The following is a 25,398-nucleotide window of genomic DNA, read 5'->3' as shown; positions in this document are numbered from 1 at the left end:
CCATGCACCGCATTCATGACAGGCAGGATTCCGGCTGGCAAGCGCATGTTGTTGGCCAGTTGCCTTTGCGGCCATGGTTGCAGGAGCGTGGCTCGTTAACTGCGCGCTTAAAACGTCAATATCCGGATTTCGCTGTGCAAGTCTTATCTCAAGGTTGGCGCAAGCCGAATGTCGATGAACAGGGATTGTTGAGATTACCAGCGGCTACCCATGCCTGGGTGCGTGAGGTGATGCTCATGGGCGAGGGGCAGCCGCAGGTGTTTGCGCACAGCGTCATTGCCCGCAAGGATCTGCGAGGGGCATGGTGTCAGTTGCGCAAGATCGGGCGTGTGCCATTGGGTGCAGCACTGTTTGCCAATGCCAGCGTGCAGCGTGGCCGGTTACACTACCGCAAGCTGTCACCTGCGCACCCGCTGCACCAGGCTTTTTGCCGTCATGCCTCCGTGCAAATGTCACAGAGGCTATGGGCCAGGCGCTCATTGTTTTGTCTGCGGCATTATCGCTTGCTGGTCACTGAAGTGTTTTTGCCGACTTGCGTCCGGCCACCTGTTCGTTAATCCTTATCAGGAATCCTTTTTTATGCGATCACTCGCCCAATGGCATGCTTATTACCAGCTGACACGGCTGGATAAGCCTATCGGCATCTGGCTGCTGTTATGGCCGACCCTGTGGGGTCTGCTGATTGCCGGACAGGGGCGGCCGCAATGGTGGGTGGTGTGCGTGTTTGTGCCGGGTACGATACTGATGCGCTCAGCCGGATGTGCGTTGAATGATATTGCTGACCGGCATTGGGACGGCGCCGTGGCGCGCACCCATCAGCGGCCGTTGGCGACAGGGGAAATCTCTGTCAAGGAAGCCTACCTGGTTGCAGCGGGATTATCGTTGCTGGCATTTGTGCTGGTGTGTACGCTGGGCTGGCAGGTCGTGTTATGGTCTGTGCCCGCGCTGTTTCTTGCCGTCAGTTATCCTTACACCAAGCGCTTTTTTGCCATTCCACAAGCCTATCTGGGCATTGCCTTTGGCTTTGGCATCCCGATGACCTTTGTTGCCTTGCAGGGGCAGGTGCCTGCGGTTGCCTGGTGGCTATTGCTGGCCAACGTCTGCTGGTCGGTCGCTTATGACACGGCTTATGCCATGGTCGACCGCGAAGATGACCTCAAAATTGGCATCCGCTCTTCGGCCATCACCTTCGGCCGTTTTGATGTGCTGGCGATTATGGCGTGCTTTGTCGCCATGCTGCTGATATTGGCCTATGTTGCGCATATACTCGCACTGGGCTGGGCATTCTGGCTGGGTTGGGCTGCGGCGGCTGTGCAGTTATGGCGGCAATATACGCTGATTCGTTACCGGCAACCCGGCGATTGTTTCAAGGCGTTTCTGGAAAATGTTTGGATTGGTGCGGCATTGACCGCCGGGCTGGCAGCCAGCTACGGTTTAGGCGGACTTGCGTAATGTTGAAGGTTCGTCCAACTCAAAGGTAAAGTCTGTCCAGTATTGGAACGGTGTGTGTTCAACCGGCGCCAAAATATAAAGATCTTCTGACAGTTGCTGCAATTCGCGCAAATTGCCATTGATCGGTTCTTCATGGTCAGCCGTTTTTGGCGCTGGCGGCACGGCAGGCAGGTTTTGTGTCTGGCAGGCAATTTCCTTCAGTAGCATCAGGTCTTCAAACACGCTGCGCTCAAAGCCCATGCGTGGTACCAGTCGCGTGTTGTAAACAAGGTCATCAATCAAGGCAATCACCTGCGGGGTGCCCCAAGCCTGCTGTAAAGCCTTCATCACGCGCGGGAACGATTCAATGCCTTGCTGTTTCAAGTCCGGCGCGTGTTCGACGTTGAGGTTGAAATGCTTGCGGCATTCGCCAGCCACAATATCAAACTCTTGCTGCTTGCCTTCTTTGGATAGCAAATCCAGTAAATACAACCACATCCAGGGCGAGGATTTCGGGTGTTTGGCCAAATGCTGTTGCAAATGATCAATCGCCTGATTCACCCGGCCATGTGTAAACAGGCGTGAGGCATCCTGCATCACTGTCTGGGTGCTTTGCTGTGAGCTCACTTTCTGCGGTACGCCGTGTGGCATCACCGCATCATCGTTGGCATGCATAGGCACCGATTTTAACCGGCTGCTTGTTTTGGTGGGTGTTGGCGGTTGTGTCGGCAGATTCAGGCTCTTGGCGTCACCCGTTTGCTGCGTTGGCAATACAGTGGCGGAAAAAGGTTTGCCGCTTAATGGGCGCGTCGCCGGGCCGGATGCACCCTCGGTCGGTATGGATGGCGCTTCACTTTGCTTGGACGCGCGGCGCGACTTCATCACTTTGGGCACGGCGGCGTGGCGGCGTAACCAGTCAGCAAAGAAAAAGCCGCTGGCAATCAGCGCCAGGCCCAAGGCGATGACCAAGGTGCGTAATAAATGGTTTTCGTTTTGCAGGCGGGTCAGCTGGGTTTTCAGCGTTGCCAGGATGTCCGCCTGCGCCAGGTTGCTGGCATACAACACATCAGACTTGGTTTGCAGTTGTTTGAAGTTTTGCTGCAGATCATTGATTTGCGCTTGCAGTGCGGTATAGGCCTCCACCGGGATGGCTGGTGGCGCGGGCGGTAACTCTAGGGCTTCTGGTTGAGTGGCAACCGGCTCAGGCGTTGTGTTGCTGACAGGAGGCAGCACAGCTGCCATGGCGATGGCGACGGTATTATCGGGGTGAATAGTGACAGTTTGTCGCGAGTGCTGGCAGCGATCCGTGAGTGTCAGCGTCAGTGGGTTGGCAATGGCGGCATCAGACCACAGCATTAAAACGCCCTGTTGGCTACCCAGGGTGGTGTACTCCAGGTGGACAGGATTGGAGTCTGCTGAGGCTTGTTTGGAAGATTGGTTCAGGCTGAAGCAACTGATGTCAGTGTTGGTCTGCACATGATTCAGTGGCAGTTGTGCCAGCAGTGGCTGGCCCGGCACAGACTCAATGGACAGTGCACCGAACTCTGCAGCTTGCAGCAAGGGCGTCAACGCAAACAGCAGGGAAGCACAAAGCCCTCGCCAACTGGCGGCGTGAATATATTGTTTAGCTTTGTATATGCCCGAAAGTATCAAAATTATTTTTAGAGTCGGTGCTGCTGTTTAGTTAAATGGCGATGGCTTAAATCAATTCAGTCGCAACAAGTAAACGGGTGCAGAAAGTCAAAACTTGAGCTAATATAGCACCCAGTTGCAATTATCCTTGAAAAAACAAGGCTTGTTTGTGATAAAAGCACGTTTTATGTCAGGTAATTTGCATAATTGATGGCAAAAAAGCCACAAAATTGCTTGCCTTAGTCAGCAACCTGATGCCGTCAGGCTAGTTCCGATTATTTTAGAATAATTCGTTGACAACCTTTCTCAAGCTGACTTATAATCCGCCCTCTTAATTTATACGCTATAACTCGGTAGTTATAAAATGAAAACTTTTTCAGCAAAATCGCATGAAGTACAACGTGACTGGTTCGTGATCGACGCCACTGACTTGGTATTGGGTCGTTTGGCCAGCGCAATCGCTCATCGCCTGCGTGGTAAGCATAAAGCTATTTACACACCACACGTGGATACTGGCGACTACATCATCGTAGTCAATGCGGACAAAATTAAAGTAACCGGTAACAAGGCTGGCGACAAGTTGTACCACCGTCACTCCGGTTACCCAGGCGGTATCACTACAACTTCATTCTCAAAAATGCAAGATCGTTTCCCAGGTCGTGCGTTGGAGAAAGCTGTGAAAGGCATGTTGCCAAAAGGTCCTTTGGGCTATGCCATGATCAAGAAAATGAAAGTGTATGCGGGCGACAAGCACGAGCACATTGCGCAACAACCGCAACCATTAACCATCTAATTTAAGACGATTAGGATAAAACATGATCGGTAAATACAACTACGGCACCGGCCGCCGCAAAAGTTCAGTGGCACGTGTGTTCCTGAAGTCCGGCAGTGGCAACATCGTGGTCAACGACAAGCCAGTTGACGTTTACTTCTCACGCGAGACTTCTCGCATGATTTTGCGTCAACCACTGGAATTGACTAACAACACAGCCAGCTTTGATATTCTGGTGAATGTGCATGGTGGTGGTGAATCCGGTCAAGCGGGTGCAGTGCGTCATGGCATTACCCGTGCGTTGATTGACTACGATGCAGCTTTGAAGAGCGCATTGTCTCACGCTGGTTTCGTCACACGTGATGCACGTGAAGTTGAACGTAAGAAAGTCGGCCTGCGTAAAGCGCGTCGTCGTAAACAGTTCTCCAAACGTTAATTTCCAACGTTTGTTACAAACCTGTTGTGCAAAAAGGTCGCATTGGCGGCCTTTTTCATTTATATTGTTTTACTTTTTATGCATGGGTCGTTGTTGAACGCGCATCTGGTTTAAAGATATGGAAAAAATCAAAGTTGGCATTGTAGGTGGAACCGGTTATACCGGAGTTGAGTTGCTGCGTTTGCTGGCAAGGCATCCTGATGTGCAATTGCAAGTGATTACCTCCAGGGGCGAGGCTGGATTGCCGGTCGCCGATATGTTTCCCAGCTTGCGTGGTGTTGTGGACTTAAAGTTCAGCGATCCCGCTACGGTCGATTTAACCCAATGCAACGTGGTCTTTTTTGCCACACCACATGGGGTTGCGATGGCACAAACGCCTGCGCTGGTGGCGGCAGGCGTGAAAGTGATTGATTTGGCGGCTGATTTCCGCCTGCAAGATGCCGTTGAGTTCGAAAAGTGGTACAAGTTGCCGCATAGCTGTACGGACGTGCTGAAAGAAGCCGTGTATGGTTTGCCGGAGTTATATGCCGCTGACGTGCAGCAGGCACAAGTGATTGGTAATCCTGGGTGCTACCCGACCACGGTATTGCTAGGCCTGGCTCCGTTGTTGGAGCAGGGATGGATTGATTTCTCTGTGCCTATTATTGCCGATGCCAAATCTGGCGTCTCCGGTGCTGGTAGAAAAGCCGAAGTGGGCACCTTGTTCTCTGAGTCCAGCGATAACCTGAAAGCTTACGGCGTGGCTGGGCACCGGCACCATCCCGAAATTCTGGCCCAGTTAAAGAAACTGTCCGGTAGCGAAGCGGTCAACCTCATATTCGTTCCGCATTTGATTCCGATGATTCGTGGCATGCTGACCACTTTACATGTCAAACTTAACGCACAGGGCAAGCAACAAGTGTTGCAGCAAGTCTATGAGCAGCGTTACCAGGGCGCCACTTTTGTGGATGTGATGCCTGCAGGCTCACTGCCGGAAACACGCTCAGTCCGCGGTGCCAACGTTTTGCGGATGGCGCTATACCCACAAGCGGGCGATTATGTCACAATCGTTGTCGTGCAGGACAACCTGGTCAAAGGCGCTTCTGGCCAAGCTGTACAGAATATGAATTTGATGTTTAACCTGGCGCCGGATGCCGGTTTGCAAGTGCTGCCGTTGTTGCCATAATGATCCGGCCGATACGCAGAAGACTGAGAAACCATTTTGGCCTAACCGCCAAGCAGGTGGCAGTACGCTCGCACAGGCCCTGGTATTTTCAAAGCATGCTGGCGGTTTCTTATGTCCTGATTGGTTTTGCATTGGCCTACTGGGTGGTGCATGATGATGATGGTGAGCATATACGCCAGCGTTTGCGTCAAGTGACCACCGAAAATATTGAATTACAGAAAAAACTGATTGCCTCGCAGCGTGAGCTGCAAGTGGAGCTGGCCACCAGTAACAACCTGGCCAAGACGCTCACAGCGCAGCAGGATGAAAGCATCAAACTGAAAGAAGAATTGGTGTTTTACAAGAATATGACCAAGCGTTAGCAGGCTGCATGATATGGCTGATGCTTAATGGGCATCGCCATTTAAGATAATTCTGAACAGGAAGTAGCATGTTTTTCAAAAAAAGCGTTCAAATCGATAGCCACATTGATACCCTGATTGGCCATGAGACACAAATCAATGGCAATATGCAGTTTGCCGGTGGCTTGAGAGTCGATGGTTTGATCGCCGGCAATGTGATTGAAAAACGTGAACACCCCAGCACTTTGATCATTAGTGAAAACGGGGCGGTGACAGGGGCGGTAGAAGCTTCTAAAATAGTCTTGAATGGCATGATACGCGGCCCGGTCAGATCCTCTGTGTTTATTGAATTGCAAAGCAAGGCACGGATTGTGGGTGACTTGTATTACAAGTCGCTGGAAATGCATACGGGCGCCGTGATTGAAGGAAAACTGATTTACCTGGGCGAGCAGGCAGAAACTGCCGAACCAGAGACGACTTGAAATTAAATTTTTCGTCACCATATTGTTATTGAGAATTTGACAGGAGTCTATGATGACCGCAGAAGCTACCCTAGAAATGCCAGTACCGCTGGTATTCACCGACAACGCCGCCAAAAAAGTCAAAGAGCTGATTGACGAAGAAGGCACCCCTGACCTGAAACTGCGCGTATTTGTGAGCGGCGGTGGTTGCTCAGGTTTCCAGTACGGGTTTACTTTTGAAGAAGAAGTGAACGACGATGATACGCAAGTGGATAAAGACGGCGTGACGTTGCTGATCGACCCGATGAGCTTGCAATACCTGGCCGGTGCCGAAATTGATTACACCGACAGCCTGCAAGGTTCACAGTTCGTGATTCGTAACCCGAATGCGACCACCACTTGTGGTTGTGGTAGCTCGTTCTCGGTTTAACGACTGCATTCAGTCATGCGTTTTATGATTGAGAAAAGCCAAGCGTGTGCTTGGCTTTTTTTATGTCGGCTGATACTTGTCATGAGTATGGCTGTTATCGGCCAGGGCTGTACCAAGCATGCAGCGGAGGTGCAGGCTATCCCTGCTGGCGCGACCGTACTTGTGCTGGGCGATAGCATTAGCTACGGTACAGGCGCCGAGCATGGTACGCAGGATTATCCGACACTGCTGGCACGCAAGACCGGCTGGCAGGTCATCAATGCCGGTATTGCTGGAGATGTTTCCAGCGGTGGTTTGTCACGCTTACCTGGCTTATTGGCACAGCATAGACCTCGATTGGTCATTGTTGAGTTGGGCGGCAATGATTTCTTGCGGCAAATGGCGCCAGCGCGTGTCGAGGAGAACCTGAAAAGTATCGTACATCTAGTACAGCAGACGGATGCGGTCGCTATATTGATTGCTATGCCGGAAGTGAGTCTGGCTGGTCCGCTCAGTGATCATCCGCTCTATGCACGCGCGGCCGAGGCAACGGGCGCATTATTAGTGCCCAACGCGGTGTCTGCTGTCTTGTCAGATGGCCGACTGCGTGCTGATCAAGTGCATCCGAATGCAGAAGGTTATCGTCAGCTGGCGGATGCACTGACAAAACAATTTCATGATCTTGGTGTGTTGCGTTAGCGGAGGCGATAGGTATTGGAGAAAATAAAAAGCCCGACAATCTGCTGATATCGGGCTTTTTATTTTTGCTGATGCAGCCAGTGGCTAGCGTTGGTGCAGCGGTACAAACTCCCTGCGCTCTGAACCGACATACAACTGGCGCGGACGGCCAATTTTTTGGTCGGGGTCTGCGTTCATTTCGCACCATTGTGAAATCCAGCCTGCGGTGCGCGCCAGGGCAAAAATGGCGGTAAACATGGAGTTGGGGATGCCCATCGCGCGCATGACGATGCCACTGTAGAAATCTACATTGGGGTACAGTTTGCGCGAAACGAAGTATTCATCTTCGAGTGCGATTTTTTCCAGCTCCATAGCCAGTTTGAACATTGGGTCGTCATGCAGTCCGAGTTCGTTAAGCACTTCGTGGCAGGTCTTGCGCATGATAGAGGCGCGTGGATCCATATTGCGGTAAACACGGTGGCCAAAGCCCATGAGGCGGAAGCTGTCGGTTTTGTCTTTGGCGCGCTTGATGAACTCACCAATGCGGCTGACATCGCCAATTTCTTCCAGCATGTTCAGTGTGGCCTCGTTGGCGCCACCATGTGACGGACCCCACAATGAAGCGATCCCGGCCGCGATACAGGCAAACGGGTTGGCACCGCTGGAGCCTACCAGGCGCACAGTCGAGGTTGAGGCGTTTTGTTCGTGATCCGCATGCAGGATCAGGATGCGTTCAAACGCACGGGCCAGGATAGGGTTGGGCACGTATTCTTCGCATGGCGTGGCGAACATCATGTGCATGAAGTTTTCAGCGTAACCCAATTTGTTTTTTGGGTACATGAATGGCTCACCGATATTGTATTTATAGCTCCAGGCGGCGATTGTTGGCACTTTGGCTAGCAGGCGCATGGCGGCTACTTTACGCGATTCCGGGTCTGCCACGTTGTTATTGTCGGGGTAAAACGCTGCCATGGCGCCGACGACGGCAATCATGACGGCCATCGGGTGGGCATCACGGCGGAAACCGCGGAATACATTGCTCATCTGGTCGTGCAGCATGGTGTGCTGGCGGATGGTGCCGACAAACTCTTCACGCTGTTGCAGGTCTGGCAATTCGCCATTGAGCAGCAGATATGAGACTTCGAGGAAGTCACAGTTTTCTGCCAGTTGCTCGATCGGGTAGCCGCGGTAATACAGCAGGCCTTGTTCACCATCGATAAAAGTGATGCCCGAGTTACACGAGGCGGTAGACATAAAGCCGGGGTCAAAGGTGAAGTAGCCGTGTTTGCCCAGGCTGCGGATGTCGATCACATCTGTGCCCAAAGAGCCTTTTAAGACGGGTAATTCAATTGCAGCACTGTCGTTGTCAAATGTAATGGTCGCTTTGGTAGCCATAACGTACTCTGTCTTTAAGTCTAGGTTGTCTAAATTATACGCAATCGTTTTTGAATATGGGTGCTTGTGCAGAAATGAGCATGGAAAAGTTAAAAAATCGTCTTCAATCCTGCACCAGTTTAAATCAAACGTTGAGTGCATTCGCACTGCTTTAGGGTGTCTTTGGTTTAATTTGGGTAAATCGCACCTAACACTCGTGGCCCTGCTGCGCCGGTGACGGCAGGCAGGTTGCCGGGTTGATGATCCAGGCAGCGTTGCGCCAGCCAGGCAAAGGCAACGGCTTCCACCCAGTCGACCCCAATGCCGAGTACGTCGGTGCGTTGTACCGGTAGTCCGCATAGCGTTTGCAGCCGGTCTATTAGGGCAAGATTATGTGCACCGCCGCCACAGGCATAAATCTCGGTGGCACCGCTGCAATGTTGCTTTAAAGCCTGAGCAATCGTCACAGCGGTCAATTCCAGCAGCGTGCGGGCGACATTCTGAGGTGTATCCGCATGGGTTTGCAGGTGTGCGTTGAGCCAGGTTTGGTTAAACAGGTCGCGCCCGGTACTTTTAGGGATGGGGAGCGCAAAATACGGCTCAGCGAGCAATGCGTCCAGCAACGCTTGATTGACGCTGCCGCGCACTGCCCAGGCACCTCCGGCATCATACGTCTGGCCGGTGTGTTGCAGGGTCCAGGCATCCATGAGCAAGTTGCCGGGGCCGGAATCAAACCCGGTCACGCTGCCACTTATAGGTAAATCACTCAGGTTGGCAATGCCGCCAATATTCAAGATCACGCGATGGGTATCAGCTGCCGCAAAGATGGCCTGGTGAAAGGCGGGCACCAAAGGCGCACCTTGTCCGCCAGCGGCAATATCGCGGCTGCGGAAATCGCCAACCACGGTGATGCCTGTGCGTTCTGCCAGACGTGCATGGTTGCCCAATTGCAAGGTGTAGGCCTGGCCGTTGGCCAGGTCTGGGCAGTGGCGTATGGTTTGCCCATGGCAGCCAATGGCGGTGACAGCTGCGGCAGAGATATTTGCTGTTTGCAATAAGCCTTGAACTGCCGCTGCGTACAGGTCGGCCAGCTGGTTGGACACTATAGCGGCAGTATGTAATTCGTTGACGGCTGGGGTGTGCAGATCCAACAGGATTTGTCTGATATCCGCAGGATAAGGCAGAAAAAACTGGCTTTGTTGCTGCAGATGACCGTCTTGTTGTGCGACCAGCACTGCATCCACCCCATCCAGACTGGTACCAGACATCAGGCCAATAAACAGGCGTGTTTGAGTGGGCGGGGCAGAAAAATTCATAAGGCATAAGTGTAACACTGCTCATGCCTTGCTTACAGAAATGCCTGGGATTACGTTAAAATACCTGTTTTACTTTCGTGACGAAGCGTGCGCAACGCGCGCCTCAAAAAAAGAATCTTTATGACAGACGTAAACCAAGCCTCAACGGCGGCTGAAGCCCTGAGTCCAGACATTGTAAACGCCCTGGCGATTATCAAACGCGGTGCCGATGAGTTATTAATTGAGCAGGAGCTGATTGAAAAGCTGAAAACCGGCAAGCCTTTACGTGTGAAAGCCGGGTTTGACCCGACCGCACCAGACTTGCATTTGGGTCACACCGTGCTGATTAACAAATTGCGCCAGTTGCAGGATCTGGGGCACCAGATTTTGTTCCTGATCGGAGATTTTACCGGCATGATCGGTGACCCGACGGGTAAAAGTACCACGCGTCCGCCGTTAACGGTTGAGCAGGTGAAGGCGAATGCCGATACCTATTCCGAACAGGTATTCAAGATTCTGGATCCGGCCAAAACCGAGATTGTGTTTAACTCCAAATGGTTAAGCGACCTCGGGGCGGCGGGCATGATCAAGCTGGCAGCCAGCCACACGGTGGCCCGTATGCTGGAGCGTGATGATTTCTCCAAACGCTTCAAAGGCAACCAGCCGATTGCGATTCATGAGTTCTTGTATCCATTGTTGCAAGGCTATGACTCTGTCGCGTTGCAGGCAGATTTGGAACTGGGTGGCACAGACCAGAAATTTAACCTGCTCATGGGCCGTGAGTTGCAAAAGCAGGCTGGCCAGTCACAGCAGTGTGTGCTGATGATGCCGCTGCTGGAAGGCCTGGACGGCGTCAACAAGATGTCCAAGTCTTTGGGTAATTACATTGGTATCAGCGAAGCGCCAGAGACGATTTTTGCCAAGATAATGTCTATTTCTGATGACCTGATGTGGCGTTACATTGACCTGCTGTCGTTTGCTACCCTGGAAACGATTGCCGAGTGGAAGGCGCAAGTAGCTGCTGGTGACAATCCGCGCAATATCAAGGTTGGATTTGCACAAGAAATCGTCGCCCGCTTTCACGGCCAGGCCGCGGCTGAAAAAGCCCTGCAGGACTTCCAGACACGTGCCAAAGGCGGTATTCCTGATGATGTGCCTGAGGTGGAAGTGGTGATTGATGGCGACAGCATAGGCATCAGCCAGTTACTGAAGCAGGCGGGCTTGGTGGAAAGCACCAGTGAAGCCATGCGTGCCGTGCAGCAAGGTGGGGTGAAACTGGATAGTGTGAAGGTCGACGACAAGAACTTGCCGCTGGCTAAAGGCGTGACTGTGGTGGCACAAGTGGGTAAACGCAAGTTTGCCAAAATCACCATTAAATAAAAAGCCTGTTAAACAAAAAGGCCGCAATTGCGGCCTTTTTGTTTTATAGCGATTTGCGTAAATTGGCTGGTGGAATATTCAGTGATTCGCGGTATTTGGCGATGGTGCGGCGTGCAACGACAATGCCTTGCTGCGCCAGAGTGTCCGTAATCTGGTTATCCGACAGTGGTTTTTTCGGATTCTCTTCGGCCACCATTTGCTTGATCAGGGCGCGAATCGCAGTGGCTGAGCAAGAGCCGCCTGCATCGGTCGCTACCGAGCTACCGAAGAAGTATTTCAACTCAAACACACCGCGCGGTGTAAGCATGTACTTATGCGTGGTGACCCGTGAAACCGTACTTTCGTGCAAGTCCAGCTCTTCGGCGATTTCGCGCAATACCAAAGGGCGCATGGCAATTTCGCCATGCTCAAAGAAGTTGCGTTGCCTGTCTACAATCGCCTGTGAGACGCGCAGGATGGTCGAAAAGCGCTGCTGGATATTCTTAATCATCCATTTCGCTTCCTGCATCTGGCTTTGCAGGTATTGGCCAGAGCTTTCACGGTTGCGCTTGAGAATATCCGCATAGAGCTGGTTGATGCGCAGCTTGGGAATCACGCCGTCATTGAGCGAGGCCATCCAGATGCCTTTGATTTTTTTGACCACCACATCGTGCTGAATAAAGTGGTCATGGCTAAAGCTGGCAAACTCGTTACCGGGTTTCGGGTTTTGCTGGCGAATCAGTTGCTGCGCACCTTTGAGCGCAGCTTCGTCGCAAGTGAGTACCTTGCGCAGTTTGACAAAGTCTTTGTTGGCCAGCAATGCCAGGTGGTCTTTGGCAATCGCCATTGCAATGCGCAGATAAGGCGTTTCAGGCGGCAGTACCTGCAGCTGTAGCAGGATGCATTCACGCAGGTCGCGTGCACCGACACCAATCGGATCCAAGTTCTGGATCAATTTCAGTGCCGTTTCCAGCTCCAGTAACTCGATTTCCAATTCTGGCGGCAACAGGTCGACAATCTCCTGTAAATCCTGCTCTAAATAACCATCATCGTTAATGCTGTCGAGCAAGAACTTCACCAGATCCATGTCCCGCTTAGACAGGTGTGCCAGTTGCATCTGGTTGATCAGGTGTTCGCGCAGGCTGATGTTGCTAGCATCCTGGCGGGAGAAGTCGCTATCTTCATCATCGAGGTTGTTGCGGCCTGCTTCATCCCAGTTGCTGGTGCTGCCAAACTCTTCATAGTCGTCCTCAAACTCGGGCGGTGAAAACTCTTCACTCAGATTGGCCTGCTCGCCTTCGTTGCCACCGAGCTCCTCGTGCAACTCTTCGCGCAAGGTCTCTGCTGGCGCGGTAATTTCTGTTTGCGTCGCGACATCAAACGAACTTGCATCGGGTAGCTCAGATTCTGCTGCCCCGGTTGCGGTGGGGGCGTTATCTTCAAATTCGCCCTCTTCACCATCGGCCATTTCCAGCAGCGGGTTTTCCTGCAGGATGGTTTCCAGCTCCTGGCTTAACTCCAGCGTCGACAACTGCAACAGCCGGATAGACTGCTGCAACTGCGGTGTGAGCGCCAGGTTTTGTGAGATGCGTAATTGCAGGTTTTGCTTCATAACTGGTTACAGCCTAAAATTCTTGCCCAGATAGACTTCACGTACGCCTTCGTTCTGAATGATCTCGTCTGGCGTGCCAGCGGCAAACACTGCGCCTTCATTGACGATATATGCCCGGTCACAAATGTCCAGGGTTTCACGCACGTTGTGGTCTGTAATCAAAATGCCGATATTCTGGCTGCTCAAGTAGCGGATAATTTTCTGGATCTCAATCACCGCAATTGGGTCAATCCCGGCAAACGGCTCATCCAGCAGGATGAACTTCGGATCGGTGGCCAGGCAGCGCGCAATCTCTACTCGGCGGCGCTCACCGCCCGACAGGCTCACGGCCTGGCTATGGCGGATATGCTGGATATGTAGTTGATCCAGTAAGGACTCCAGCCGCGCTTCGCGTTCTTCTTCTGTATAAGGGCGGGTTTCCAGAATCGATAAAATATTATCGGTCACTGTCATTTTGCGAAAAATGGACGCTTCTTGTGGCAGGTAAGCCAGTCCCATGCGCGCGCGCTCGTGCATGGGGGAATGGCTCACATCTGCGCCATTGAGTGTAATGCTGCCATCGTCCAGTGCGACCAGGCCAACAATCATATAAAAACTGGTGGTTTTACCCGCGCCATTGGGGCCGAGCAGACCAATCACTTCGCCGCTGTGTAGCTCTAGCGTGGTGTTTTTGACCACGGTGCGGCCCTGGTAAGCCTTTTTCAGGTGGCTGACACGTAAATGGTTATGATCTGGTGAAGCTGTTGTCTGCATAAGGCCGTTCTTTAAGGTTGCACTTTCGCGGGCTCATTATTGGCGTCGGCAGGTGCCGGTTCCACTTTGATTTGCAGTGAGCGGTTCATGCGCAGCCCTTGTTGCGAGGTTGGCTTGTTATCAATCACAGGCGGCGTGGTTTTGTTTTTGGGCTGAATGGTTGCTTTGACGCGGCTGCCAGCAGTGCCGTTTGGGTTGGCTTTGGTGCCACCAATCACTTCGGCGTACTCTGCATTGGCGTCATAACTGATGTAGTCGCCGGTGACGACGTCTTCACCACGTTTGACCCAGGCGTTGGTATATAGCTGTACCTTGTCCATGCGTGCGTTGTATTCAATACGCTGTCCACTGCCTTGCATCCATTCATCTTTGCCAGTGCGTTTTTGCTTGAATGTGGTCGGGTTGCCGGTACAGGTGCTGTGCTGAAAACCATCCTGGTCTTCACGCACAATCATTTTGTCGGCCTTGATTTGCAGGGTGCCCTGGTTGAGGATCACATTGCCCGTGTAAATGCTGATTTTTTTGGCATCATTCACCGTCACGGTGTCCGCTTCCAGCTCAATTGGCTGGTCACGGTCTGACTCTTCAGCCAGCACGCTGGTTGACCACTGCAGCAGTGCCCATAAGGTCAAGCAGGTGGCATAAAATAATGGCTTGTGCGTGTTCAACTCATTTCTCCAGAATCAACGACCCTTGTGATTGCCTTTTTTCGCCTTCGCTGCCGGGCTTGCAGTTTTGGCGACGACGGGTGGGCGTACATAATGTACATGTACCCGGTTAAATAATTGCATGGTGCCAGCTTTGTTATCAAAGCGCATGCCGGTGCCTGTAATCACGGTCGCCGGTAGCTGGCGGATGGTGACCGGTAAATCGGTATATGCCAGGTCTGTATCCGGCTCCAGTGTTAAATGCTCGGTCTGCAACTGCATTTCAGGTTTGGCCAGTGTGCCCTGGCGAACCACTTTGACCTGCTTGCTAAACTCGACCAGTTTACCATTGGCCGAGACTTTGCCATGCTGGCCATGAATTTGGGTGTAAGGTTTATCCTGCCCAAACTGGGTGAAGCGCGGGCGTTGTAACTCAGTGTAGTCGTTATCCGGAAAGTGGCGCATCTCTGCGGCGGCTAACACGTATTTGGTATTGCCAGTGGCGTCGGTACGCGTGCTGACAAAGTTATAAAGCATGTAGTCCGGATCGTGGCGGCTTAAGCGGCTCAGGCTCAGTGCCTGCTCCTGCACGGTCTGGTTAATCCAGAACGTCAGCAGCGCTAAAAACAGCATGAGCGCAATCGGCAATAAGATGGGGTGTTTAAGCATGTGGGAGTTCCAGAGCGCCAATCAACCTAAACGATTTTTGCCTTGAGTAAATCATGCATATTAAATGCGCCCACTAACTGCTGTTGCTCGTTCACTGCCATAAACCCGTTAATTTTATATTGCTCCATCAGGTTGACTGCTTCAACCGCCATTTGTTGCATGCCTAGCAAACGTGGCTGCGTATTCATCACGGTTTTGATCGATTGTTGCGTATCGGTGGCACCTTGCATAAACAGGCGGCGTAAATCGCCGTCGGTGAATACGCCGATCGGGTGTTGCGCGCTATCCACAATCGCTGTAAATCCCATGCCTTTGCTCGAAATCTGCGCAATGGCCTCCTGTACGGTGCCATCTTCGCTGATAGAGGGGATCGCATCCCCAGTACGCATGACATCTTTAATTCGTACCAGCAGCCGTCTGCCCAGGCTGCCACCTGGGTGTGACCGCGCAAAGTCCTCGGCAGTGAATTCGCGCAAGTCGAGCACGCAGAGCGCCAACGCATCGCCCAATGCCAGTGCAGCCGTCGTGCTGGCTGTGGGCGCCAGTCCTAGCGGGCAGGCCTCGTGGCTGACGGCAGCGCTTAAATGCACGTCTGACTCGCGCGACAGGGTGGAGTCTTCGCTACCGGTAATGCTCAGGATACGCGCGCCGATACGGCGAATGGCGGGCAAGATATTGATGATTTCATCACTCTCGCCGGAATTGGATAACGCAATCACCACATCTTCAGCCGTGATCATGCCCAGGTCGCCATGACTGGCTTCCGCTGGATGCATGAAGAAGGCCGGGGTGCCGGTGCTTGCCAGGGTGGCCGCAATTTTACCGCCGATATGGCCGGATTTACCCATGCCGGTGACGACGATGCGGCCGCGGCAGGCAAGAATCATGCTGACAGCCGCTTCAAACTCGCTGCCGATACGGTCGGCCAGTTGGCGGATTTCATCTGCCTCGTGCAGCAGTATGCCTCGTGCACGCGTCACGATGTCTGGACTTTTTACGAGGTGGACACCTGATTTTGCTGTGTTCATGGCGGGTTAGTATAGCAAGTGACGCCCCCGGCAAGAAAGCGAAACGCAGCTTTTTTACGGATTTTTTATTAGCGGGCACATTTTTTGCATAAAATAGTGTTTTATGGCAGGATGCATCATCCTGAAACACAACTGTTTCAGAATATATCACTGACGATGCGTCTTAATATATTGTTCGCTGGCTGGTACTACGTCTGCACGGCCTGACATTAATGCTTTAGAATTTTTGCATGTTTGATTCCCTGATCCACTTATTATTATTGCTTACCAGCTCGGTCTTCGCCGTCGGCTTATTCCGCATCCTGGGTTTGCCCGCGATGCTGGCTTACTTCATGATTGGCATTGTGCTCGGCCCGTACGCGCTTGGCTTGCTGGAGGACGAAGAGACTGGCCGCCAGGTGGCCGAGTTCGGTATTGTGTTCCTGATGTTTAGCATCGGCCTCGAGTTTAGCCTGCCTAAACTCTATGCCATGCGCAAAACCCTATTCGGTTTGGGTGGCGGCCAGGTTGTTTTAACGCTGTTGGCCAGCCTGGTACTGGGTAAGCTGGCCGGGCTGAGCCTGACTTCTGCGTTCATTATTGGTGCCGCCATCACCATGTCCTCGACCGCCATCGTTTCCAAAATCCTGATGGAACGGGTTGATTTAAACTCCAGGCATGGCCGTTTGAGTATCGGCGTGCTGCTGTTCCAGGACCTGGCGGTGATCCCGATTCTGGTGCTGATCCAGACCTTAGGCTCGCACAGCGATAACTGGCTCGATGTGCTGGGTCTGACCTTGTTCAAGTCCTCAATTCTGCTGTTCCTGCTGTTCAAGTTTGGTAAAAATATCCTCAACTTCTGGTTTGAACTGGTGGCCAAGCAGCGCTCACGTGAGCTGTTTGTACTGAATGTATTGATGGTGACTTTGTTGATGGCAGCCGCTACCAACTTTGTCGGCTTGTCATATGCCCTGGGCGCATTTGTGGCCGGGATGCTGATTTCAGAAACCAAATACCGCTACCAGGTGGAATCTGATATTGCGCCTTTCCGTGATATTTTGCTGGGGCTATTCTTTATCAGTGTCGGCATGTTGCTCAACGTGTCTGTGCTGGTTGAGCACATCGGGTTGATTGTGGTGCTGCTCGCCCTGTTCCTGTTATTCAAGATCGGCCTCATCGCACTGTTAACCAAGTTCTACGGTTTTGAAATGGGCGTAGGCGTGCGTACCGGGATCATTCTCGGTCAGGCGGGTGAGTTCAGCTTTGTGGTGCTGGCGCTGGGGTTGCAGACCAACCTGATTGATGGCGACTCCTTGCAACTAGTATTGTCTGTTGCTGTGTTATCCATGCTGGTCGCGCCGTTTATTATTCAAAAAAACGGGCGTATTGCGCGTGCACTGGTCAAGAGTTATAGCCGCAACAGCATCAAGGTGGTGGATACCATCCAGGAGCATAGTCAGGACCTGCGCGACCATGTGATCATTTGCGGCTATGGTCGTAGCGGCCAGTATCTGGGACGTTTTTTGCGCGAGGAAAATATCCCTTATGTCGCACTGGATATGGATGCCAGCCGTGTGCAAGAAGCGGCCTCAGCCGGTGAAAATGTGATTTATGGGGATGCCGGGCGGCGCTCTGTGTTGGAGGCTGCTGGCTTGGCCAGGGCCAAGGCTGTGATCATCAGTTACGCTGAAACACGCGGCACCATGAAGGTGTTGCATGTGATTCAAGAGCGCAACCCCAATCTGCCCGTGATTGTGCGTACGCACGATGACAGTGAAATGGATGCATTGAGAGATGCTGGTGCAGCCGAAGTGGTGCCGGAAATCCTGGAAGGCAGCCTGATGCTGGCTTCGCATGCACTGGTGACCTTAGGCGTCCCTCTTAACCGTGTCGTCAAACGCATTCGTCTGTTCCGTGAAGAACGTTACAAGATGTTCAAGGGCTACTTCCGTGGTGTCAGCGATGCCGACACAGCTACGGCTTCGTTACCGCAGTTGCACTCGGTGGAAGTGTATAAAAACTTCTATGCACACGGCCTGCGGCTGGATCATATCCCGTTTGGTGATTTTGCCGTCGAGGTCAAGCAGTTACGTCGCCCGAATATGCCTGAGCCAATCGCGCCCAGGGATGATATCGTGTTGAATGAAGGCGATATCCTGGTCTTGCTAGGCAGTAACGCCGCCCTGATTGCGATGGAAGTCTATCTGATTTCCGGCCGCAAACCATAAGGCATACACACCATTGGCTAAGCGTTCAGTTGTGGTCGTCGGCGGTGGCATCGTCGGATGCCTGACCGCCATGCAATTACGCAAGCAAGGCCATGCGGTCACGCTGGTTGAGCGCAACATCATTGCCGCACAAACCTCGGGCGAATCCTCATGGGCCGGGGCAGGCATTGCTTTCCCTTTGCTGCCGTGGTTTTACCAGGATGTGGTCAATGAGCTGGCATTGGCAGGCGCGCGCGCCTATCCGGCCGTGAGTGCTGAGTTATATGCCGAAACTGGCATAGACCCCGAATGTAGCCAGAGCGGGATGTTGATTCAACCGCCGTTTGACCAGCAGCAAGCCATAGACTGGTGTACGCGCTTTGGCCTTGAATACGCGCTACAAGGTGGCAACCTGCTTATTCCCGAAGTCGTGCAGATCCGCAACCCACGCCTGTTGCAATCACTCAAGGCCTGGCTGATCAAGCATGGCGTCATCTTGCGTGAGCAAACGCAATTGATGCCGCTGCAAGAGGGGGGCGCACCAATCACCCGCTGGCAAACCACCACTGGTGATACCTTGTCTGCCGATGTGTTTGTTGTCACCTCTGGCGCCTGGAGTTTTGAGCTGCTTAAACAAACGGCCTCCAGCCTCGATATCAAACCCATGCGTGGGCAAATGTTGTTGTATCACATGACGCCTGGCCTGTTGCCGCATATTCTTTATCGAGACGGGTTCTATATGCTGCAACGCCGTGATGGGCACTTGCTGGCAGGTAGCAGCCTGGAGGATGTCGGTTTTGATACAGGCGTCACCGACAGTATGCGGCAGGAAATGTTGCAAAAGGCTGAGGCTATCTTACCTGCCTTGAAGGGGCAGGCGATTATCAAACACTGGAGCGGTTTGCGGCCGGGGACACCACACAATATTCCTAGTATTGGGCGGCATCCGCAGATTGAGAATTTGTACCTGAATACAGGACATTTCCGTTATGGAGTGACCATGGCGCCGGAATGCGCGCGGCGGATTGCGGCGTTGTTGGGTTAGGCTGGGAAAGTCATTCTTTAATGGGAGTGTTGATACATAGCTTTTCGCCTTTTCGGCGAGTTACTTTTCTTTGCTTGCACAAAGAATAAGTAACCAAAAGAAAGTGCACCCCAGCTTCCGCTTGTATCCTGTGCTACTCGGCTTGTCGGGCGGCAATCAAAAACTCGCTCCTACGGAGCTCAAACAGTTGCTTGCCGACAACTCCCGTCAACCCTGCGTTGCTCGGCGCGGCAGATGGGGACCCAGAACACCTGGCGAATGCCACCATTTGTGCTTTTAACAAACCAATCTGTTTTTTAACCGTTCAAACTTCTACTATGTGAGTTTGGCGAGATAAATCCCATTCCATCACGCTGAGTAGCGGAAACAAAATAAGAGAGAAGGGAGCGACTGTTTGAGCACCGCGGCAGCTTGCGTAGTGTGCAAGCTGCTAGGGCGAGTTTCGTGACCGCTTGTTTTGTTGAGCAACGCAAGGAAGCCGAAGGCCGTGATGGCTGGGTGCCCTCTTCTTTGGTTACTTTCTGAGGGGCAAGCATCAGAAAGTGACTCGCCTAGAGGCGAAAGAAATGCCTCGATACGGTCAGTGTCGCTTTAAAACGTAATTCTTTTGTCATTACTTGGATAGGCTTTCGTTACTTAAACGGCTACCCAATCCCCACTTTTCCCGCCATGCTTCTCCAGCACTCTCACCCCTTGTATCGTCATGCCTCTATCAATCGCCTTGCACATATCATAAATCGTTAGCAGCCCCACTTGCACAGCAGTCAATGCTTCCATTTCGACCCCTGTCTGCCCGGTAGTTTCACATTGCACACGGCAGCTAATGCTGTGTTGTGTTTCATCCGCCATAAAACTGACATCTACCCGGCTTAGGCTAAGCGGGTGGCAGAGTGGGATCAAATCACTGGTTTTTTTGCTGGCCTGGATCGCTGCAATACGGGCGATACCGAGCACGTCGCCTTTTTTGGCATTGCCTTGCAGGATGGTTTGCAAAGTAGCGGCTTGCATGGTGATGTGACCTTCGGCAATGGCGATACGTTTGGTGTGGGCTTTATCGCCGATATCCACCATGTGGGCATGGCCTTGGGCATTGAAATGGGTGAGTCCTGAGGTTGATTTTGTCATGGGTTTACGCGTGTGAAAAAGGATGAACTCAAGCGATGAAGTCGTTATCATAACAAGTTTGGGTAGTTGGCACAGGCTTGTGATCAGGTTGTGCCATTTCAAGCGCTAGGATTCATGACTTTTAAAAACCTTCAATATGCTTATCAACAGAGTAGCCGCCACGTGGTACGTGGCTTGCTGTTGTGCGGCCTGTTGCTGGTGCCGGGCGCGGCCTTGCAGGCCAATTATGCGACAGGTGTATTTTCGGGCAAGCCGTATGAGCCGGATGACCTTGATTTAAGTTTACCGTCCGATTCGTCTAATCAGCTGCCAGAGCTGGGCGATGCTTCGCAAACTGTATTGTCATTGCGCGACGAGGAAAAAATTGCGCACCAGATTCTCAAACAGGTGGCGACCAGTGAAGATGTGCTGGATGATGCTGAAGTGACGGATTATTTGCAGGCGCTGGGGACGCGTCTGGGGGAAAGCAGCCCGGACCGGCAGCAGAAGTTTTATTTTTTTGTGGTGCAGGACAAGACCATTAATGCCTTTGCCATGCCAGGCGGCGTGATCGGTGTGCATACCGGCTTGTTTATGGCCGCCAATAGTGAGTCAGAACTGGCCAGTGTGTTAGGGCATGAAATCGGTCACGTCACCCAGCATCACCTGGCGCGCATGCTGGCGTCACAAAAGTACGATATGTTTAAGAATATCGCGGCGACGGCACTGGCCTTGTTGATTGCGCGTTCTAATCCGCAGGTGGGGATGGGGGCGATGACGGCTGCCTCTGCCGCCGGCATCCAAAAGCAACTGGATTACACGCGTGAGCATGAGCGCGAGGCTGATCGGGTTGGCCTGACCATTTTGCAAGATGCCGGGTTTGATGTGCGCGCCATGCCCGCTTTTTTTACTACCATGCAGCGCGCGACACGTTTTGCTGATGGTGGCAGTATGCCCAGCTATTTGCGTACGCACCCGCTGACCAGTGAGCGGATTGCCGACATTGGTAATCGCGTACAAAACCTGCCTTACAAGCAGGTGAATGAAAGCCTGACTTTTTTCTTGATGCGGGCAAAAATTCGTGCTTTTGAGGGCGCCCCGCAACAAATGGTAGAAGAGTTCCAGAACAATATTAATGAAGGGCGTTTTCAGAACGAAGTGGCGGAACATTACGGCCTGGCCTATGCCTGGCTGCGGGCTAATCAACCCAGGAATGCGCAAGTGGAAGTCAACTGGTTGGTGCAGCATGGCATGAGTAACCCTTACCTGGTTACCCTCAAAGGTGTCACCTTGGCCAAACTGGGACAAGTGGCGCAAGCGCAGGCGCTGTTTGTGCAGGGCTTGCAGCAATATCCCAAGCACAGAATTCTGGCACAAGGGGAGGCTGAGTCACTGGTCCGCGGTAATCAGTGGGTGCAAGCGGTGACATTTATTCAAAAACAGCTGGATACTTTTCCGGATGACCCCAAGTTATATGACTGGCTGGCGGCGGCTTACCAGGGGCAGGGCAAGCAGATGTTGCGGCACCAGGCATTGGGTGAGAGCTATGTGCGTAAATATGATTTGCCACGTGCGATTGACCAGTTTGAAATTGCCAGTAAAACCAAAGATGGCGATTTTTATCTGCAATCCAAAGTGGAAGCGCGGTTGAAAACACTCCGGCAGCAGCTCAAGCTTGAGCAAGGCGATGATAAAAACGGATGATAGGGGACGCGATGCAGAGACGGGCGTGGTTAAAGGCGGGCCTGGCATTGGTTGCCATGCCATTCTGGCTGGTAGCGCGCAAACTGGAGGCGGCCACCTGGTTTACGCAAGCTTTTGAGGCTAAGCAAACAGCGGACGTTATGGCTGCGCTTAAGGCGATAGCAGTGCCTGTGTCGCCTGATTTACAGATTGATGCACCACAAAAAGCTGAAAACGGTGCCGTGGTGCAAGTGGAGCTCACGAGTAAGCAGGCCGCGGGCAATGTGAGTAGCTTGCGCTTGCTGGCCGATGCCAATCCGACGCCACTGATTGCCAGTTTTGAATTCGGTAAGCAGGTGTTGCCCAAGCTGGTGACGCGCATCAAGCTGGCACAGTCGGGCGAAGTCATCGCCCTGGCGCAGCAGGCCAACGGTCAGTTCCAGCAACAGCGGCGCCAGGTGATTGTGCTGGAAGATGGCTGTGCCGGTAGTGAGCGTGAAGAGCCGTTTGCCAGCAGCATGAAAATGCGTGCACGGTTGATGGATGAGCGTTCGCCAGGCAAGCCAGTCACTGAACTAAAGATTATTATTTTGCATCCCATGCGTACCGGCCGCAGCAAAAACGATGACGGCCAGCTACTGTCTGCGCATTTTATGCAACTGATGCAGGTGGTGCTGAATGGACAAGTGATTATTGATGTGCAAGCCGGCACTGGTATTTCGCGTAACCCTTACTTTACCTTTTATCTACAAGACGCCAAGGTGGGGGATGTGATTGCGGTAAACTGGCAAGATAACCTGGGTTATGAAGGCCATGGTCAGGTGGCTGTTTCAAGTTAGATTTTATTGATTAAATATATTTATCATTGAAATTAATATAATCAATTTTACATATAATGTATGTGTGCTTAAAATGCATCCATTCGCTGTTGAAATGCAGCAAATCTTTAATTAACCCGTGTTCTAAATTATATAAAAGGAGAACTACATGTCATTGATTAACACACAAGTACAACCATTCAAGGCGCAAGCATTCCACAACGGTAAATTTATCGAAGTGACTGAAGAGTCTTTGAAAGGCAAATGGTCTGTGTTGATTTTTATGCCAGCAGCGTTCACTTTCAACTGCCCAACAGAAGTTGAAGATGCGGCTGACAACTACGCAGAATTCCAGAAGGCTGGTGCTGAAGTGTACATCGTGACCACCGATACGCATTTCTCCCACAAGGTTTGGCACGAGACTTCACCAGCAGTGGGCAAAGCAAAATTTCCATTGGTTGGTGACCCGACACACCAATTGACACGTGCATTTGACGTGCATATTGATGAAGAAGGTCTGGCATTGCGCGGTACATTCGTGATCAACGCTGATGGCGTAATCAAAACAGCTGAAGTGCATAGCAACGAAATCGCCCGTGATGTAAAAGAAACCTTGCGTAAGTTGAAAGCAGCACAATACACCGCTGCTCACCCAGGCCAGGTTTGCCCAGCCAAATGGAACGACGGTGCTGCAACATTGACACCATCTTTGGACTTGGTAGGTAAGATCTAAATCTCTTTGAGATGACTTGAGCAAAGCCCTGCGCAAGCAGGGCGCTCAGGTAAAGTCACTCAAATGGTGGTTTTACCTGAGCGAGCTTCCCCCCAACCATGTTTGATTGCCATACGATATGGCCACGGCTTGTTGTTGCCGCAAGGTTTAGACGAGTACGTGAATTTGGAGAGTAAAAATGTTAGACGATACCTTAAAGACACAACTGCAAACCTACCTGGGCATGCTGCGTCAGCCTATCCGTCTGATTGCATCCCTGGATAACAGCGACAATGCGGCCAAAATGCGCGAGTTGTTGCAAGAGATTGCTGCGTTGTCAGACAAAGTCAGCCTGGACGAAACTGGTGATGATGCCCGTAAACCTTCTTTCGTGATTGCCAAAGAGGGCGAGACCCGTGGCGTGCGTTTTGCGGCGATTCCATTAGGCCATGAGTTCACTTCGCTGGTGCTGGCCCTGTTATGGACTGGCGGCCATCCGCCCAAAGTGGAGCAGGATGTGCTTGACCAGATCAAGGCGCTCGACAGCGATTTGAACTTTGAAGTCTATATGAGCTTGTCTTGCCATAACTGCCCGGACGTGGTGCAGGCAACCACCTTGATGACGGTGTTTAACCCGCGCATTAATGTGACGGTGATTGACGGTGGTTTGTATCAGGACGAAGTGAATGCGCGCAACGTGATGGCGGTGCCGGCCACTTTCTTGAATGGCGAGATGTTTGCCTCTGGCCGTATGCTGGTGGAAGAGTTTCTGGCCAAAGTTGATACTGGTGCAGTTGCAAAAGAAGCCGAGAAAATCAGCGCCAGAGAACCATTTGATGTACTGGTGGTTGGCGGCGGCCCAGCGGGTGCTTCAGCTGCGATTTATGCCGCCCGTAAAGGCATTCGTACCGGCATCGTCGCTGACCGTTTTGGTGGTCAGGTCAATGACACGCTGGCGATTGAAAACTTTATTTCAGTCAAGGAAACCGAAGGGCCAAAACTGGTGGCAGCACTTGAAGAACACGTGAAAACCTATGACGTGGATATCATGCCGTTGCAACGTGCGGTTGGCCTGAGTGAGCCACAAAAGGATAACAAACATGCTGGCCTGATTGAAGTGAAGCTGGAAAGTGGCGCGACCCTGCGTAGCAAGTCTGTGATTCTGGCCACAGGCGCCCGTTGGAAAAACCTCAACGTGCCTGGTGAAGTGGAATACAAAAACAAGGGTGTGGCGTATTGCCCGCACTGCGATGGCCCTTTGTTTAAAGGCAAGCACGTATCGGTAGTCGGTGGCGGTAACTCTGGTGTTGAGGCAGCGATTGACCTGGCCGGTGTGGTGGGTCATGTGACTTTGCTGCAATTTGACACCGAGCTCAAAGCCGATGCCGTGTTGCAACGCAAGTTGCGCTCACTGCAAAACGTGACGATTTTAACCAGCGCGCAAACCACCGAAATCACCGGTGACGGTACACGTGTCAATGGCCTGACTTACCTGGATCGCGTCAGTGGTGAGAGCAAGCATGTTGCACTGGAAGGTGTGTTTATCCAGATTGGCCTGGTGCCTAATAGTGACTGGTTGAAAGGTACTTTGGACCTAAGCAAGTATGGTGAAATTGAGATCAACAACCATAATGCCACTTCATTGCCTGGTGTATTTGCGGCAGGGGATGTGACCACGATCCCTTACAAGCAAATCGTCATTGCCATGGGGGAAGGCTCTAATGCAGCGCTGGGTGCATTTGATTACCTGATTCGCCAGTAAGTGTAGTAGCAATAAAAAAACCTGCT

At 52.2% G+C, this 25,398-nt stretch carries 25 protein-coding genes; 16 read left to right on the top strand and 9 right to left on the bottom strand.

What is annotated here, in order from left to right; all coding sequences use genetic code 11:
* Positions 1-2 precede the first annotated feature (2 nt).
* Together ACIDE9_RS11785 and ubiA are read left to right on the top strand one after the other, a co-directional pair.
* Complete coding sequence (locus ACIDE9_RS11785; RefSeq protein WP_228520082.1) at positions 3-557, top strand: chorismate--pyruvate lyase family protein; 555 nt, start codon at positions 3-5, stop codon at positions 555-557.
* 22 nt (positions 558-579) lie between these two features.
* Positions 580-1,452 carry a 4-hydroxybenzoate octaprenyltransferase gene (gene ubiA / locus ACIDE9_RS11780; protein WP_411994959.1) on the top strand — a complete coding sequence of 291 codons (873 nt, stop codon included), beginning with the start codon at positions 580-582 and terminating at the stop codon, positions 1,450-1,452.
* On the opposite strand, the gene ACIDE9_RS11775 is transcribed toward ubiA, so the two are convergent.
* Entirely contained in the window at positions 1,435-3,000 is a 1,566-nt protein-coding gene (locus ACIDE9_RS11775; RefSeq protein WP_411994958.1) for a FimV family protein, read from the bottom strand. The genes ubiA and ACIDE9_RS11775 overlap by 18 nt on opposite strands.
* Before the next feature lie 427 nt (positions 3,001-3,427).
* Between ACIDE9_RS11775 and rplM the strand changes: the two genes are divergently transcribed.
* From rplM to ACIDE9_RS11740, 7 genes are all read left to right on the top strand, one after another.
* Complete coding sequence (gene rplM / locus ACIDE9_RS11770; RefSeq protein ID WP_019883720.1) at positions 3,428-3,856, top strand: 50S ribosomal protein L13; 429 nt, start codon at positions 3,428-3,430, stop codon at positions 3,854-3,856.
* Positions 3,857-3,878: 22 nt separating this feature from the next.
* Complete coding sequence (gene rpsI, locus ACIDE9_RS11765) at positions 3,879-4,271, top strand: 30S ribosomal protein S9 (protein WP_194741207.1); 393 nt, start codon at positions 3,879-3,881, stop codon at positions 4,269-4,271.
* 118 nt (positions 4,272-4,389) lie between these two features.
* Positions 4,390-5,436 carry an N-acetyl-gamma-glutamyl-phosphate reductase gene (gene argC, locus ACIDE9_RS11760; RefSeq protein ID WP_411994957.1) on the top strand — a complete coding sequence of 349 codons (1,047 nt, stop codon included), beginning with the start codon at positions 4,390-4,392 and terminating at the stop codon, positions 5,434-5,436.
* Positions 5,436-5,798, top strand: coding sequence for a hypothetical protein (locus ACIDE9_RS11755; RefSeq protein WP_194741209.1), 363 nt, complete (start codon positions 5,436-5,438; stop codon positions 5,796-5,798). Before argC ends, ACIDE9_RS11755 begins: the two co-directional genes overlap by 1 nt.
* Before the next feature lie 68 nt (positions 5,799-5,866).
* A complete protein-coding gene (locus ACIDE9_RS11750) occupies positions 5,867-6,259 on the top strand; it encodes a bactofilin family protein (protein ID WP_194755002.1) in 393 nt (130 codons plus the stop codon).
* 52 nt (positions 6,260-6,311) lie between these two features.
* Complete coding sequence (gene erpA, locus ACIDE9_RS11745) at positions 6,312-6,668, top strand: iron-sulfur cluster insertion protein ErpA (RefSeq protein ID WP_019883715.1); 357 nt, start codon at positions 6,312-6,314, stop codon at positions 6,666-6,668.
* A gap of 81 nt (positions 6,669-6,749) precedes the next feature.
* Positions 6,750-7,346: a GDSL-type esterase/lipase family protein gene (locus tag ACIDE9_RS11740; protein WP_411994956.1), complete on the top strand. Its 597-nt coding sequence runs from the start codon at positions 6,750-6,752 to the stop codon at positions 7,344-7,346.
* A gap of 84 nt (positions 7,347-7,430) precedes the next feature.
* Here ACIDE9_RS11740 and gltA read toward each other — a convergent pair whose 3' ends face one another.
* Together gltA and ACIDE9_RS11730 are read right to left on the bottom strand one after the other, a co-directional pair.
* Positions 7,431-8,720, bottom strand: coding sequence for a citrate synthase (gene gltA / locus ACIDE9_RS11735; RefSeq protein WP_194741216.1), 1,290 nt, complete (start codon positions 8,718-8,720; stop codon positions 7,431-7,433).
* Between the two features lie 167 nt (positions 8,721-8,887).
* Positions 8,888-10,015, bottom strand: a complete 1,128-nt coding sequence (locus ACIDE9_RS11730) for an anhydro-N-acetylmuramic acid kinase (protein WP_411994955.1) — start codon at positions 10,013-10,015, stop codon at positions 8,888-8,890.
* Positions 10,016-10,135: 120 nt separating this feature from the next.
* Between ACIDE9_RS11730 and tyrS the strand changes: the two genes are divergently transcribed.
* Complete coding sequence (gene tyrS / locus ACIDE9_RS11725) at positions 10,136-11,374, top strand: tyrosine--tRNA ligase (RefSeq protein ID WP_411994954.1); 1,239 nt, start codon at positions 10,136-10,138, stop codon at positions 11,372-11,374.
* A gap of 43 nt (positions 11,375-11,417) precedes the next feature.
* Here tyrS and ACIDE9_RS11720 read toward each other — a convergent pair whose 3' ends face one another.
* From ACIDE9_RS11720 to ACIDE9_RS11700, 5 genes are read right to left on the bottom strand one after another with little or no spacing between them, the layout of a single operon-like run.
* Positions 11,418-12,965 (bottom strand): RNA polymerase factor sigma-54, encoded by a 1,548-nt coding sequence (locus ACIDE9_RS11720; protein ID WP_411994953.1) that lies wholly within the window; start codon positions 12,963-12,965, stop codon positions 11,418-11,420.
* 6 nt (positions 12,966-12,971) lie between these two features.
* On the bottom strand, positions 12,972-13,718 hold the full coding sequence (gene lptB / locus ACIDE9_RS11715; RefSeq protein WP_411994952.1) for an LPS export ABC transporter ATP-binding protein: 747 nt from the start codon (positions 13,716-13,718) through the stop codon (positions 12,972-12,974).
* An 11-nt stretch (positions 13,719-13,729) separates the two neighbouring features.
* Complete coding sequence (gene lptA / locus ACIDE9_RS11710) at positions 13,730-14,386, bottom strand: lipopolysaccharide transport periplasmic protein LptA (RefSeq protein ID WP_411994951.1); 657 nt, start codon at positions 14,384-14,386, stop codon at positions 13,730-13,732.
* Between the two features lie 15 nt (positions 14,387-14,401).
* Entirely contained in the window at positions 14,402-15,034 is a 633-nt protein-coding gene (gene lptC / locus ACIDE9_RS11705) for an LPS export ABC transporter periplasmic protein LptC (protein WP_411994950.1), read from the bottom strand.
* A 26-nt stretch (positions 15,035-15,060) separates the two neighbouring features.
* Complete coding sequence (locus ACIDE9_RS11700; RefSeq protein WP_194754994.1) at positions 15,061-16,062, bottom strand: KpsF/GutQ family sugar-phosphate isomerase; 1,002 nt, start codon at positions 16,060-16,062, stop codon at positions 15,061-15,063.
* A 230-nt stretch (positions 16,063-16,292) separates the two neighbouring features.
* On the opposite strand from ACIDE9_RS11700, the gene ACIDE9_RS11695 reads away from it, so the two are divergent.
* Together ACIDE9_RS11695 and ACIDE9_RS11690 are read left to right on the top strand one after the other, a co-directional pair.
* The gene (locus ACIDE9_RS11695; RefSeq protein WP_411994949.1) at positions 16,293-18,269 is read left to right on the top strand and encodes a cation:proton antiporter; all 1,977 of its coding nucleotides are present in this window, start codon (positions 16,293-16,295) and stop codon (positions 18,267-18,269) included.
* Positions 18,270-18,282: 13 nt separating this feature from the next.
* Positions 18,283-19,293 carry an NAD(P)/FAD-dependent oxidoreductase gene (locus tag ACIDE9_RS11690; RefSeq protein ID WP_411994948.1) on the top strand — a complete coding sequence of 337 codons (1,011 nt, stop codon included), beginning with the start codon at positions 18,283-18,285 and terminating at the stop codon, positions 19,291-19,293.
* A gap of 636 nt (positions 19,294-19,929) precedes the next feature.
* On the opposite strand, the gene moaC is transcribed toward ACIDE9_RS11690, so the two are convergent.
* Complete coding sequence (moaC, locus tag ACIDE9_RS11685) at positions 19,930-20,418, bottom strand: cyclic pyranopterin monophosphate synthase MoaC (RefSeq protein WP_411994947.1); 489 nt, start codon at positions 20,416-20,418, stop codon at positions 19,930-19,932.
* A 114-nt stretch (positions 20,419-20,532) separates the two neighbouring features.
* On the opposite strand from moaC, the gene ACIDE9_RS11680 reads away from it, so the two are divergent.
* The 4 genes from ACIDE9_RS11680 to ahpF all read left to right on the top strand — a co-directional run bounded on the left by ACIDE9_RS11680 (position 20,533) and on the right by ahpF (position 25,372).
* Complete coding sequence (locus ACIDE9_RS11680; RefSeq protein WP_411994946.1) at positions 20,533-22,101, top strand: M48 family metalloprotease; 1,569 nt, start codon at positions 20,533-20,535, stop codon at positions 22,099-22,101.
* A gap of 11 nt (positions 22,102-22,112) precedes the next feature.
* The gene (soxZ, locus tag ACIDE9_RS11675) at positions 22,113-22,919 is read left to right on the top strand and encodes a thiosulfate oxidation carrier complex protein SoxZ (protein ID WP_411994945.1); all 807 of its coding nucleotides are present in this window, start codon (positions 22,113-22,115) and stop codon (positions 22,917-22,919) included.
* 148 nt (positions 22,920-23,067) lie between these two features.
* A complete protein-coding gene (ahpC, locus tag ACIDE9_RS11670; RefSeq protein ID WP_019883695.1) occupies positions 23,068-23,631 on the top strand; it encodes an alkyl hydroperoxide reductase subunit C in 564 nt (187 codons plus the stop codon).
* 178 nt (positions 23,632-23,809) lie between these two features.
* Positions 23,810-25,372 carry an alkyl hydroperoxide reductase subunit F gene (gene ahpF / locus ACIDE9_RS11665; RefSeq protein ID WP_411994944.1) on the top strand — a complete coding sequence of 521 codons (1,563 nt, stop codon included), beginning with the start codon at positions 23,810-23,812 and terminating at the stop codon, positions 25,370-25,372.
* Positions 25,373-25,398: the final 26 nt, after the last annotated feature.

Source organism: Methylophilus sp. 'Pure River' (genome assembly GCF_046765995.1).
Lineage (GTDB): Bacteria > Pseudomonadota > Gammaproteobacteria > Burkholderiales > Methylophilaceae > Methylophilus.
This window is presented reverse-complemented; position numbering and strand designations above follow the sequence as displayed.

Excerpts from the sequence above, each read along its gene's own strand:
- erpA (WP_019883715.1), top strand. The coding sequence starts at position 6,312 with ATGACCGCAGAAGCTACCCTAGAAATGCCAGTACCGCTGGTATTCACC.
- ubiA (WP_411994959.1), top strand. The coding sequence starts at position 580 with ATGCGATCACTCGCCCAATGGCATGCTTATTACCAGCTGACACGGCTG.
- moaC (WP_411994947.1), bottom strand. The coding sequence starts at position 20,418 with ATGACAAAATCAACCTCAGGACTCACCCATTTCAATGCCCAAGGCCAT.
- ahpF (WP_411994944.1), top strand. The coding sequence starts at position 23,810 with ATGTTAGACGATACCTTAAAGACACAACTGCAAACCTACCTGGGCATG.
- argC (WP_411994957.1), top strand. The coding sequence starts at position 4,390 with ATGGAAAAAATCAAAGTTGGCATTGTAGGTGGAACCGGTTATACCGGA.
- ahpC (WP_019883695.1), top strand. The coding sequence starts at position 23,068 with ATGTCATTGATTAACACACAAGTACAACCATTCAAGGCGCAAGCATTC.
- ACIDE9_RS11730 (WP_411994955.1), bottom strand. The coding sequence starts at position 10,015 with ATGAATTTTTCTGCCCCGCCCACTCAAACACGCCTGTTTATTGGCCTG.
- ACIDE9_RS11720 (WP_411994953.1), bottom strand. The coding sequence starts at position 12,965 with ATGAAGCAAAACCTGCAATTACGCATCTCACAAAACCTGGCGCTCACA.
- tyrS (WP_411994954.1), top strand. The coding sequence starts at position 10,136 with ATGACAGACGTAAACCAAGCCTCAACGGCGGCTGAAGCCCTGAGTCCA.
- rpsI (WP_194741207.1), top strand. The coding sequence starts at position 3,879 with ATGATCGGTAAATACAACTACGGCACCGGCCGCCGCAAAAGTTCAGTG.
- ACIDE9_RS11700 (WP_194754994.1), bottom strand. The coding sequence starts at position 16,062 with ATGAACACAGCAAAATCAGGTGTCCACCTCGTAAAAAGTCCAGACATC.
- ACIDE9_RS11785 (WP_228520082.1), top strand. The coding sequence starts at position 3 with ATGCACCGCATTCATGACAGGCAGGATTCCGGCTGGCAAGCGCATGTT.
- ACIDE9_RS11740 (WP_411994956.1), top strand. The coding sequence starts at position 6,750 with ATGAGTATGGCTGTTATCGGCCAGGGCTGTACCAAGCATGCAGCGGAG.
- soxZ (WP_411994945.1), top strand. The coding sequence starts at position 22,113 with ATGCAGAGACGGGCGTGGTTAAAGGCGGGCCTGGCATTGGTTGCCATG.
- gltA (WP_194741216.1), bottom strand. The coding sequence starts at position 8,720 with ATGGCTACCAAAGCGACCATTACATTTGACAACGACAGTGCTGCAATT.
- ACIDE9_RS11750 (WP_194755002.1), top strand. The coding sequence starts at position 5,867 with ATGTTTTTCAAAAAAAGCGTTCAAATCGATAGCCACATTGATACCCTG.
- ACIDE9_RS11695 (WP_411994949.1), top strand. The coding sequence starts at position 16,293 with ATGTTTGATTCCCTGATCCACTTATTATTATTGCTTACCAGCTCGGTC.
- lptC (WP_411994950.1), bottom strand. The coding sequence starts at position 15,034 with ATGCTTAAACACCCCATCTTATTGCCGATTGCGCTCATGCTGTTTTTA.
- ACIDE9_RS11680 (WP_411994946.1), top strand. The coding sequence starts at position 20,533 with ATGACTTTTAAAAACCTTCAATATGCTTATCAACAGAGTAGCCGCCAC.
- rplM (WP_019883720.1), top strand. The coding sequence starts at position 3,428 with ATGAAAACTTTTTCAGCAAAATCGCATGAAGTACAACGTGACTGGTTC.
- ACIDE9_RS11755 (WP_194741209.1), top strand. The coding sequence starts at position 5,436 with ATGATCCGGCCGATACGCAGAAGACTGAGAAACCATTTTGGCCTAACC.
- lptB (WP_411994952.1), bottom strand. The coding sequence starts at position 13,718 with ATGCAGACAACAGCTTCACCAGATCATAACCATTTACGTGTCAGCCAC.